This is a genomic window from Streptomyces sp. x-80 (assembly GCF_046549095.1).
Classification (GTDB): Bacteria; Actinomycetota; Actinomycetes; order Streptomycetales; family Streptomycetaceae; genus Streptomyces; species Streptomyces celluloflavus.
Genome location: NZ_JAJPWM010000035.1, coordinates 37,816 through 49,720 on the forward strand (window position 1 = coordinate 37,816; position 11,905 = coordinate 49,720).

Annotated in this window: 7 protein-coding genes; 6 read left to right on the forward strand and 1 reads right to left on the reverse strand. The window is 74.7% G+C overall.

Features of this window, described 5'->3' with window-relative positions; all coding sequences use genetic code 11:
* Positions 1-147: 147 nt before the first annotated feature.
* The 6 genes from ACLJWH_RS39285 (at position 148) to ACLJWH_RS39310 (ending at position 9,439) form a co-directional block, all read left to right on the forward strand.
* Positions 148-2,607, forward strand: a complete 2,460-nt coding sequence (locus ACLJWH_RS39285) for a polysaccharide lyase 8 family protein (RefSeq protein WP_411146612.1) — start codon at positions 148-150, stop codon at positions 2,605-2,607.
* Between the two features lie 497 nt (positions 2,608-3,104).
* The gene (locus ACLJWH_RS39290; RefSeq protein WP_411146619.1) at positions 3,105-3,974 is read left to right on the forward strand and encodes a YndJ family protein; all 870 of its coding nucleotides are present in this window, start codon (positions 3,105-3,107) and stop codon (positions 3,972-3,974) included.
* Positions 3,971-4,495 (forward strand): DUF1990 family protein, encoded by a 525-nt coding sequence (locus ACLJWH_RS39295; RefSeq protein WP_411146613.1) that lies wholly within the window; start codon positions 3,971-3,973, stop codon positions 4,493-4,495. The genes ACLJWH_RS39290 and ACLJWH_RS39295 overlap by 4 nt, the downstream gene beginning before the upstream one ends.
* A 256-nt stretch (positions 4,496-4,751) precedes the next feature.
* Complete coding sequence (locus ACLJWH_RS39300; protein ID WP_411146614.1) at positions 4,752-5,810, forward strand: hypothetical protein; 1,059 nt, start codon at positions 4,752-4,754, stop codon at positions 5,808-5,810.
* Positions 5,811-6,039: 229 nt separating this feature from the next.
* On the forward strand, positions 6,040-8,232 hold the full coding sequence (locus ACLJWH_RS39305) for a SpoIIE family protein phosphatase (protein ID WP_411146615.1): 2,193 nt from the start codon (positions 6,040-6,042) through the stop codon (positions 8,230-8,232).
* Between the two features lie 220 nt (positions 8,233-8,452).
* Positions 8,453-9,439, forward strand: a complete 987-nt coding sequence (locus ACLJWH_RS39310) for an alpha/beta fold hydrolase (protein WP_411146616.1) — start codon at positions 8,453-8,455, stop codon at positions 9,437-9,439.
* A gap of 122 nt (positions 9,440-9,561) precedes the next feature.
* On the opposite strand, the gene ACLJWH_RS39315 is transcribed toward ACLJWH_RS39310, so the two are convergent.
* Complete coding sequence (locus ACLJWH_RS39315; protein ID WP_411146617.1) at positions 9,562-10,959, reverse strand: NADP-dependent succinic semialdehyde dehydrogenase; 1,398 nt, start codon at positions 10,957-10,959, stop codon at positions 9,562-9,564.
* Between the last annotated feature and the right edge of the window lie 946 nt (positions 10,960-11,905).

Here is an 11,905-nt window from a genome sequence, read left to right on the forward strand (position 1 = left end):
ATCGAGCGATCGTTTGGATCGTTTGATGTGAACCTCTTGAGCGTTTAACGGCCCTCGTGTTTCATACGGGCACACCGCACCGCCGACGCCCTCCCCCTCCCTCTGCGGCTCTCCCGCCGCCTTCCGCCTCCCGGCCACGGAGCCCCCATGACGCACCCATGGACCCGTCGTTCCCTGCTCATCACGGCAGGCGGGGCCTCCCTCGCCGCCGGGCTGCCCGCCGCCACCGCCACCGCCCGCACGGTGACCGGCACCGGCCCGGCCCGGCCCGCCGCGTCCGCCGCCGACTTCGCCGCCCTGCGCACCACCTGGCGCGAGCTGACCCTCGGCACCGGCTTCAGCCCCACCGCCCAGCCGTTCAAGGACCGCCTCGCCACCCTCGGCACCGGCGCCGGGAGACTGCTCGCGACCATGGCACCGGCCGAGGGGTCGCTGTGGCCGGACGCGGTGTACGCCGACCCCGAGCCGGGCACGGACCCCGAGTCGTTCGGCTACTCGGAGCGGATACAGACCAGTTACGTCCGGCTGCGGACGATGGCCCAGGCGTACGCGCAGCCCGGCACCGGGCTCACCGGCGACCAGGCCCTGGCCACGGCCCTGCGGACCGGTCTCGACCACCTCTACGAGCAGGTCTACAACGAGCGGACCACCCGCTACGGCAACTGGTACAACTGGCAGATCGGCGCCCCGCAGGCGCTCCTCGACAGCTGCGTCCTCCTGTACGACCAGCTGGCCGCGGACCGGATCACCCGCTACCTCGCGGCGGTCGACCACTTCGTCCCGGACTCCGCGGTGGGCTCGTACACCGGCACCAGCACCGGCGCCAACCGCGTCGATCTCTGCCGCGTCCTGGCGCTGCGCGGGGTCGTGGGCGCGGACGCCGGCAAGCTCGCGCTGGCCCGGGACGCCCTCACCCCCGTCTTCCCGTACGTCACCTCGGGCGACGGCATCTACGCCGACGGCTCCATCGTCCAGCACACCTGGGTGCCCTACACCGGCTCCTACGGCGCCGTGCTGATCGACGGTCTCAGCAGACTCTTCGCGCTGCTCAGCGGTTCCCCCTGGGCGGTCGTCGACCCGAAGCGCCAGCAGTTCCTGGACTCGGTCGAGCACTCCTACGCGCCGTTCCTCTTCAACGGCCTGATGATGGACGGCGTTTCGGGCCGCGCGATCAGCCGCGGGGTCGCCGCGGGCGACCCCGCCGGGACCGAGGCCAACGACCACCTCCGGGGCCACCCGGTCATCGCCTCGGTACTGCTGCTCGGCGAGGGCGCGAGCGCGGCGGAGCGGGACCGCTGGCGCGGGCTGGCCAAGGGGTGGTGCCGGCGTGACTACTACTCCCCCGTGCTGAGCGATCCGAGCCTGTCGGTCGGCGCGCTCGCCCGGCTCAAGAACGTCCTGGACGACACCTCGGTGACCCCCGTCCCCGAGCCGTCCGGCCACCGGCAGTTCCCCGGTATGGACCGGGTGGTGCACCGGCGCCCCGGCTGGGCCGCCGCGCTCTCCATGGCGTCCCGGCGCATCACGTACTACGAGAACGGCAACGGCGAGAACGTCCGCGGCTGGCACACCGGCTCGGGGATGCTCTCGTGGTGGGGCGACACCTTCGCCAACGGCCAGTACAGCGACTCCTTCTGGCCCACCGTCGACCCGGCCCGGCTGCCCGGCACCACCGCCTCGCGCAAGAAGCTCGCCGACGGCCAGGGCGGCGCGTGGGGCGCGGCCCGGCCGGACGTGTCCTGGGTCGGCGGCAGCGAGGCCGACGGCTACGCCGCCGCGGGCCAGTACCTCAAGGGCCTCGCCAGCACCCTGCTCGCGAAGAAGTCCTGGTTCTTCCTCGACGACGCGGTGGTCTGCCTGGGCGCGGGCATCACCGCCAGGGACGGTCAATCGATCGAAACGATCGTCGACAACCGCAACCTGGGCACCACGGGCGGCGCGCCCCTCACCGTCGACGACCGTCCGCAGCCCACCGTCTACCCCTGGTCGGCGACGCTGCCCGGCACCCGCTGGGCGCATCTCGCCGGGCACGCGGGCTATGTGTTCCCGGGCGGGACGACGCTCACGGCGCTGCGCGAGGCGCGCACCGGCGCCTGGCGGGACATCAACGCGGGCGGCTCCCCCACCCCGGTCGCGCGCCGCTATCTGACCCTGCTCACCGACCACGGCACCGATCCGGCCGGTGCCGGTTACGCCTATGTCCTGCTGCCCGGCGCGAGCGCGTCCCGTACCGCGCAGCGGGCGGCGGACGAGGGCTGGCTGCGGATCCTGGCCAACACCGATGACATCCAGGGGGTTTCGGTTCCCTCGCTCGGGTTCACCGGGGTGAACTTCTGGTTCGGCGGGACGGCGGGGCCGCTCACCGCCGACGCGCCCGCGAGCGTGACGGTGCACGAGAGGTCCGACGGCACCGCCGTCATCGGGGTCAGCGACCCGATGCGGGCCCGGACCGCGCTGACGCTGACCTGGGCCCGGCCGGTCGCCGCCGTACTGTCCCGGCCCGCGACGCTCACCGCCGCCACCACCGGTTCCTCCCTCACCCTCACCTTCGGCGACCTCCGCGGATCGGGCGGGGTCACCCAGAAGGCAGTCGTGCGGCTGGGGTGAAACGGTCCGGCGGGCCGCACGACGGGGGCGCCATCGCCCTCCGCGCGGCCCGCTGCCCACACCCGCGCCTCGGGCACCGGAGTCACCTGCTGACGCGGTACCACCTCGGCGGCCACCGCGCCCTTCCGCGTGACCGTCACGCCCTCCTCCGCCCGCCCGTCACCGCCCTCCCGGAGCCCGGACCGCCGGCCCCGGCAATGCGGGCCGGCGGCACCTGCGTCACCACCATCTCGCGGGCGACGCACACCGCCTCGCCGAAGAAACCGCCGACGGCCGGTACGGCCACGCCAGCCACCGGCCCCCATGCCGGGCCGGCCGGCCGGCCGCCCGGCGGACCGGCCGCCCCCGCTCCGCCGACACCTCGACGTCCCACCGTCCCGCACCCGCCCCGCAGCATTCTTGAACGCGTTCAATTCTCCGCGTACCGTGTCGTACATCCCGCCACGGAAGGGGACACGGTGTCCGCAGCAGCGCACGTCCTGGTCAAGCTCCTCGTCATGCTCGGAATGTTCGTCGTGATCCCGATGGGGCTCTCGCTCATCGGCGGGCGGCGGCTCACCCGTATCCGCCGGCGCTGGCCGCTCGCCGCCCTCGCGGGCTCGGCCGCGCTCTGGCTGCCGCGCGGTCCGGTCGCCGTCCTCTGCGCGGCCGGGTACGCGGCGGCCACCCTGGTACTCGCCGCACAGGCCCCGCGGCAGCTCGCCCGTACCCGCTCGCTCGCGCCGTCCGAGATCGCGGTGCTGACCGCGCTGGCCACTCCGGCCGTCGCCGGGATCGCGCTGGTCGCCGAGCGCGCGGGGCACCGGCTGCTCGGTTTCGACCTCGACACCCTGGCGCTGACCGTGGCGCATTTCCACTTCGCCGGATTCGCCGCGGCGCTGGTCGCGGGACTGGTCTGCCGCGGTACGGGCACCGGCCGGGCGGGCCGGGCCGCGGCCTACAGCGTGCCGGCGGGCACCCTGCTGGTGCTCGCCGGATACTTCGTCAACGACTGGGCCGAGCTGGCCGGCGCACTGGTGCTGACCGCCGGCATGTGGCTGGTGGCCCTGCTGACCTGGCGCGAGCTGCGGCCGGGCGGGCGGGACCGGACGACCCGCGCCCTGCTCGGCTGCTCCGCGGCCGTCCTGGTCGCGACCATGCTGCTCGCCCTGAGCTGGGCGGTCGGCGAGGCGACGGGGCTGCCGCACCTCTCGCTCGGCTGGACGGCCGCCACCCACGGCCTCGGCAACGCCCTCGGGTTCGCCGTGTGCGCCGTGGTCGCCCAGCACCGCCTGCGGGCCGGACCGGCCGCGCCCCCGGGCGCCCGCGGTCCGGCCCGCGACATCCCGGCACCGACCGTCCCCTCCCCGAAGGAGCGCACCGCATGACCGACGTCAACTACCCCGAAGCGGGCGGCACTCGGCACACCCCGCTGCCGCCCGGCTACCACCATCTCCACCAGGAGATGCCGATCGGCCACGGCCGCGCCGTGCTGGCGGCGGCCGGTGAGGCGGTCACCACCTTCCGGATGCACCGCGCGTCGGGCGTCGGCATCCGGGCCGACGCGCCGCGGGCCGCCCCGGGGGTGGCCGTCGAGGTCTCGCTGGGCATCGGCCCGCTGCGGCTGCGGGCGCCGTGCCGGGTGGTGTGGAGCGTGGCCGAGGACGACCGCGTCGGCTTCGCGTACGGGACCCGCGACGGGCACCCCGAGTGCGGCGAGGAGGCGTTCACGGTCACCCTGCGGGCGGACGGCTCGGTGTGGTTCACCGTCACCGCCTTCAGCCGGCCGGACCGGTTCTGGACCCGCCTCGCGGGCCCCCTGGTCCCCGTCCTGCAACGCGCGTACGCCCGGCATTGCGGCCGGACCCTGCGCCGGCTGGTGAACCGCGCCCGCCCCGGCGGCCGTTGAGGCGGTCCGGTAGCCGTCGGAACGGCGTCGCCGCGCCCCGGGCCGGGACTTTGGTCCCCCGGCGGCCGGGACCACCCGGTCCCTGAGGAGGAGGCCGGCGCCCGGCCGCGGGACTAGCCTCGGCAACGGGCCGCAGCCGGCGGCCGGCGACAGCCGGCCGGAGCGGTGTACGCAGGGGGCGGGCGGCCCGGAGTGCGGTGAGGACGAGGCGTCCGCACGGGTCCCAGGACCGGTGCGGACACGCAGAGGAGCGGAGATGGCCGACGTGATGATCCCGGACCGGCGCACCGCGTTCCTGGACCAGGACGCCGCGGAGGTGGTCGCGGACGCACTGGCCCGGACCCCGTACCCGGTCGGCTGCTGTGCGCGGACCGAAGCCGCGGTACTGCTGGACGGGCCGGACCCCGCCGAGGGCGCCGACGGCGTGGCCGGCCGCCCCCGGTACGTCGTACGCGGCGAGGCGGTCGCGCGGCGCCTGGAGGAGTTGCTGCGGTCGTTGTGGGGGATCTCCTGCCGGACGTACGTGGTACCGGCTCCCGGCGCGGGCGACGGCCGGCGGGGAGCGGCCGCGCCCGGTCCGGACGGCGTTCTCCGCCCGCTCCACCGCCCCGTTTCGCGCGCCTACGCGGTGGAGCCCGATCCGTCCGGCCCCCGGCCGCCCGTCGCGGAGCTCCACGGTCCGGACGGGCTGCCGCGACCGCTGCTGCTCGCCCGCGCCCGGGAGTGCTGCCGGCAGGCCGCGCTGCGGGCGGCTTTCCTGGCCGGCGGGACGGTCGTGCCGGGGGTGCGCACCGCGCGCGGTATGGAGGACCGCCGGATCGAGATCGTCTGCGCCTCGCCGGGCACCGCGGACACCGTGGCCGCGCTGACCGGGGCGGTGGCGCTGCGCCCCGCCGAGATCCGGACGGACGGACCGGCTCCGCTCGTGGTGCTGCGCGGGCTGGACGCCACCCGCAGGCTGCTCTCCGCCGCCGGACTGGCCTGGACCCCGGAGATCCAGCGGCTGCTGCGCAACACGTACAGCAGCGGCCCCACGGCCCAGGACGTCCGCGATGCGGTGGCGCGGGTCGGCGGCGCCGCACCGTCCGAGGTCCTGGAGGCCGCCCGGCTGCGCCTGGCCGCGCCCTCCGTCTCGCTGACCGCGCTGAGCAGGCTGAACGGCGGCCGGCCATCGGTACGCACCCTCACCCTGCGCCTCAACCGGCTGATGGCACTGGCCCAGGCCCGTCCCGCCCCCGCCGCACCCCCACCGTCACCCCCGCCCGCATCGGCATCGGCATCCGCTCCGGGTTCCGGAGCCGGCGCCCCCGGCTGATCGCCCACCCGTTCACCGGCACGCCGCCGGCCCGGGAGCGGTCGCCGCGAGGGCGCGTACGGCCGTCGGCCGGGGTGCGCGGCGGCGTACGCCGTACCGGGAATGCGCGGGTCACCGCCCCGGCCTAAGGTGAGCGCATGGCCGCGTTCCGGTGGATATCGGCCCCGGTCCGCGGCGCGCGACCGAGGGCAGGGGGCGCGCCTGTCCCGGGGCCGGGGCGTCGCACGCCATGACCGGGCAGCACCGACCGCGGCGCGAGGGGTACGACCCGCGTGCCGGCCAGGATGCGCGCCGGGGCACGGAGGACGCGCCCGCGCTGTACCGCCATGAGCCCATCGGCCTGCACACCCGGCTCTCGCTCAACCGGATGGGCACCTTCGACTGGGACCTGGACAGCGGGCGCATGATCCTGGACTCCGGCGCGCTGACCGTCTTCGATCTGCGCGCGGACGAGTACGACGGCAGGCCGCAGTCGCTGGCCGCACGGGTGCCGGCCGACGAGGGCCGGCGGATGGACGCGGCGCTCGCCCAGGCCCTCCAGGACGGCAGCTCGTCCTACGGCGCGTACTTCCGCGTCCGGTGCCGCGGCGGGGCGCTGCGCTGGACGCACACCCAGGGCCGCATCCTGCACGACGGCAGCGGGCTGCCGTACCGCATCGTCGGCATCGTCCGGGAGGCGACCGGTGAACTGGCGGACTCCGCGCTGCTGCGCTCGCGCCAGCAGGAGCGGCAGCGGCAGACCGTGATGGTGCAGCACGCCACGGCGGCGCTGGCCCGCGCGCTGTCGGTCGAGGATGTGACGCGGGTGCTCGCCGACACCGAGGGCGCCCAGCGGTTCGGGGCCGACGCGCTGCTCCTGGGGCTGGTGAGGGAAGGCAGGTTCGAGGTCATCACGACCGCCGGGCTGGCGGGCGAGGTGCCCGAGGGGATGACGCACTCCTGGCTGGACGACACCCTGCCGCTGTCCCATGTGGTGCGCTCGCGGCGGCCCACGTTCCTCAGCACCCGGGGCGAGCTGATCGCCCGCTACCCCCGGCTGCGCCGGTACGCCGAGATGCTGCCGGCCGGCAGTTCGGCGTTCCTGCCGCTGGTCGCCCAGGACACCGTCATCGGGTCGCTGGGGCTGTTCAACGCCGAGCCGTCGGTGCAGTCGGCGGAGGCCCGGAACCTGGCGCTGGCGCTGGCCGGGGTCGTCGCCCAGTCGCTCCAGCGGGCCACCCTCTTCGACCAGGAGCGGGAGTTCGCGACGCAGCTCCAGGCGACGATGCTGCCCCGCGGGGTGCCGTCCATCACCGGTGGCGAGCTCATCGTCCGCTACCACCCGGCGAGCGTCGGGCGGGACATCGGCGGCGACTGGTACGACGTGATCCCGCTGCCGCAGGGCCAGACCGGGCTGGTCGTCGGCGATGTGCAGGGCCACGACACCCATGCGGCGGCCGTGATGGGCCAGTTGCGCATCGCCCTGCGCGCCTATGCCAGCGAGGGGCACACACCGGAGACCGTCCTGGTGCGGGCCTCCCGTTTTCTGGCCGAGCTGGAGACCGAGCGGTTCGCGACCTGTACGTACATCCAGGCCGATCTGGAGTCCGGGGCGCTGCACGTGGCGCGGGCCGGGCACCTGGGTCCGCTGATCAGCAACAGTTCCCGGCACATCGACTGGCCGGAGATCCCGGGCGGTCTGCCGCTGGGCCTGGCCACGGTCTTCGGGCACGACCACTTCCCGGAGACCCAGCTGTTCCTGGAGCCGGGATCGACGCTGCTGCTGTGCACCGACGGTCTGGTGGAGCAGCCGGGCCAGGACATCTCGGCGGGCATCGACGCGCTGTCCGAGGCGGTCCGCACCGGGCCCGCGGAGCTGGAGACCCTGGCCGACCAGCTCTCGGACCAGCTGTGGGCCGAGCCCGGTTCGGAGGACGACATGGCCCTCCTGCTGCTGCACCGGCTGCCGGGCCCGGGACCGGCCACCACACCGCGGCTGCGGCTCCACATCCACCAGGCGGATCCCGCCGGGACGGCGCAGGTCCGCTCGGCGCTGCGCCGCATCCTCGACCAGTGGCGCGCGGGCGCCGTGACGCACGATGTGGAGGTCGCCGCCACCGAGCTGATCGTCAACGCGCTGACGCACACCGAGAGCGGCGCCCTGGTCTGCGTGGAACTGCTGCCCGGCACCCCGCGGCGGATCCGGCTGGAGGTCGAGGACCGCTCCAGCCAGTGGCCACGACGGCGCAGCCCCGGCGAGACCGCCACCTCCGGCCGCGGGCTGATGCTGGTCGAGGCGCTGGCCGACCGCTGGGGCGCCGAACCGCGCGGCTCCGGCAAGGCGCTGTGGTGCGAGTTCGACGTGCCGGACGCGGGGGACGGGGCGGAGGCGGCGGACGCACCGGGGGCCCCGCGCGTTCCCGGCCCGGAGCCCGGACGCTGAACTCTCTTACGGGCGGAGTGCGGTGGCCGACCGCCGGCCTTCGGGGTTCCCGGCCGGCGAACCCCGAAGGGCCGTGGTCACGGCCTTGCGTAATCGGCAAAAGGGCCACGGCGACCGCCGCCCGCTGATGGATCATGGCACGGACGGCGGGCCGCGGCCGGTACCGGAACCGGTCCGCCGCCGCGCTCGGCCAAGGACAGCTCGACACCCCGGAGGATTCATGTCGCAACCCGCCCAGGCCACGGAAGGCACCCACCGTCTGGTCCCCTCTCCCGCCGGCCGGATCCATCTGGTGGAGCAGGGCACCGGGCCGCTGGTCCTGCTGCTCCACGGGTTCCCGGAGTCCTGGTACTCCTGGCGCCATCAACTGCCGGTACTGGCCGCCGCCGGATACCGCGCGGTCGCCATCGACGTCCGCGGCTACGGCCGCTCCGCCAAGCCCGAGGACACGGCCGCGTACCGGATGCGCGACCTGGTCGAGGACAACGTCGCCGTGGTGCACGCCCTGGGCGAGCGGTCCGCGGTGGTCGTGGGCCACGACTGGGGCGCGACCATAGCCGCCAACACCGCCCTGATCAGGCCCGATGTCTTCCGCGCGGTCGGCCTGCTGAGTGTGCCCTACGCCCCGCGCGGCGGACCGCGGCCCAGTGAGATCTTCGCGCGGATGGGCGGGGACGAGGAGTTCTACGTCTCCTGCTTCCAGGAGCCCGGACGGGCCGAGAGCGAGATGGAACCCGATATCCGCGGCTGGCTCGCGGGTTTCTACGCCGCCTTCTCGGCCGACACCATGCCCGCACCCGGCGCACCGGACCCGCACTTCGCCGACCGGGGCGGACAGCTCCGTGACCGGTTCCCGGCCGGCCGGCTGCCCGCCTGGCTCGGCGAGGGCGATCTCGACTTCTACGCCGGGGAGTTCGAGCGGACCGGGATGCGCGGGGCACTCAACCGCTACCGGAACATGGACCGGGACTGGGCGGACCTCGCCGACTTCGACGGCGCCCCCATCCCCCAGCCGTCCCTGTTCATCGGCGGCGCGCAGGACGCCTCCACGACCTGGCTGGCCGAGGCGATCGAGGCGTACCCCACCACCCTGCCCGGCCTGGTCTCCTCGCACCTCCTCGACGACTGCGGCCACTGGATCCAGCAGGAACGTCCCGACGAGGTGAACCGGCTGCTGACCGGCTGGCTCGCCGCGCTGCCCGCCTGACGGAGCTCCCCGGGATCCGCCCGCGTCCGCGGATCCCGGGGGGCCGGGCAGGTCCCCGCCCCGCCGCCGGGTCCCAATCGGCCGACGGTCGCCCGCGGGTACCGCCACCCGGCGGCGCGCGTTCAGTCCTGGGGCCCGTACCACACCGTGGTGATGTTGCAGAACTCGCGGATGCCGTGCCCGGAGAGCTCGCGTCCGTAGCCGGAGCGTTTGGCGCCGCCGAACGGCAGTCCCGGGTGCGAGGCCGTCATACCGTTGAAGAACACGCCGCCGGCCTGCAAGTCCCTCACCAGCCGCTCCTGTTCGGCCGCATCGCGGGTCCAGGCGTTGGAACTCAGCCCGAACGGCGAGTCGTTGGCGACCGTCACCGCCTCGTCCAGGTCGGCGACCCGGTAGAGGGTGGCGACCGGGCCGAACGCCTCCTCGTGGTGGATGCGCATTCCGGGGGTGACGCCGGTGAGCACCGTCGGCTCGTAGAACCAGCCCGCGGGGTGCCGGGGCGGGCGCCGGCCGCCGCACCGCGCCCGCGCGCCCTGGTGAACCGCGTCGTCGACCAGTTCCTCCAGGTCGGAGCGGCCCTGTTCGCTGGCGAGCGGCCCGACATCGGTGCCCTCGTCCATCGGGTCGCCGACGGTCAGCGCGGCCATCCCCTCGGTGAACCGCTCGGCGAACGCGTCGTAGACATCGGTGTGGACGATGAACCGTTTGGCGGCGATACAGGACTGGCCGTTGTTCTGGACGCGCGCGGTCACGCCGGTGCGGGCCGCCTTGTCGAGGTCGGCGGAGGGCAGGACGAGGTACGGGTCGCTGCCGCCGAGTTCCAGCACCGTCTTCTTGACCTCGTCACCGGCGATGGCGGCGACCGAGCGGCCGGCCGGTTCGCTGCCGGTCAGCGTGGCGGCGGCGATCCGCGGATCGCGCAGCACGTCCTCGACGGCGCCGGAGCCGATCAGCAGGGTCTGGAAGCAGCCCCGGGGGAAGCCCGCCCGGCGGAAGAGTTCCTCCAGGTAGAGGGCGGTCTGCGGGACGTTCGACGCGTGTTTGAGCAGCCCGGTGTTGCCCGCCATCAGGGCGGGCGCGGCGAACCGCACGACCTGCCAGAGCGGGAAGTTCCACGGCATCACCGCGAGGACGGTGCCCAACGGGCGGTAGCGCACCAGGGCGCGGGCGGCCCCGGAGTCGCGCACGTCGGCGGGGTCGGGGACCTCGTCGGCGAGGAGTTCCTCGGCGTGGGTCGCGTACCAGCGCATGGCCTTGACGCATTTGGCGGCCTCGGCGCGCGCCGCGGCCAGCGGTTTGCCCATCTCGGTGGTCATGGTGCGGGCGATGGTCTCCTGGTCGGCTTCGAGCAGGTCGGCGGCCTTGTGCAGCAGCTCGGCCCGGTGGGCGAACGACGTCGTGCGGTGCTCCTGGAAGGCCCGTTCGGCCAGGACCAGACGGTCTTCGAGCTCGCCCGCGTTGAGGGCGTCGAAGGTCTTCAGGGTCTCGCCGGTGGCCGGATTGACCGTGGCGATCGCCATGATCAGCACCTCCTCGGTGGTGTGGGGCCGCCCTGGTGGAGCGGGCTGGGGGCCGGGGACGGCTCGGGGACCGGGTCCGGGCCGGGGCCGGGCGGGCGCGGTACCGGGGACGGCGGTACCGGGTCGGGCGGTCCGGGCGGGGACGGTGGTCCGGGGGGCGGTTCCGGGATGGGGCTGGGGATGGGGGTGGGTCCTTCCGGATCCGGGGGCCGCGTGGGCGCGGACCCGCGGTCCGGGACGGGGGACGGACGCGTCTGCGGTTGCCGCTGCACTGCGGGCCTCCAGAATCGGACGGCTGAGCATGTGACCCCCGTACCCGAGTCTCACCCGTTCGTGGCCACCGCGCACCACGGATCGCCGCCGGGCGGGGCCCGAGCGGGCTCCGGACGGGGCCCGGCGGTGCCGGACGGGGTGCTGCCCGGTGCGGATGACCTGTTCGGACGGCGCCCGGCGGGCCTGCTGCGCTGGTGCCGTGACCGGCGATGTCCGCCCCGTGCGGAGTGTCGTCCGGCGCGTGCGGTCGCAAGGCGGCCGGCAGTCCTTGCGGTGGAGCTAAGGGCTGTCCCGTTCTACCTGGCGGGCGCGCGACGACAGCTACGGCACCTCGCCGCGTTGTCGGAACATCCACATACACCCAGTGTGCGGACGCTCCTCCGCCTTGCGATGCACCGCATCTGACGCCGCGCGCTGATCCACCAGGTATGACGGGACAGCCCTTACCAGGACTTTTGGCCGACGCGGCGCGTGCGCGCCGGGCGGCGCGACGGGGCAACGCTTGCCGGGAGGGGCACTAGTGTGATGCGCCAGAAATTCTGAGGGTTAGTTACTACCCTGTTGGCATGTCGCATCCGGGGCCTTCTGCTGTGGAGATCACGCTGTCCGAGGCCGAGCGTGCCGAGTTGGTGCGCCGGACGGGATTGCCGAACCGGCGCTCGGCCGAGAAGGC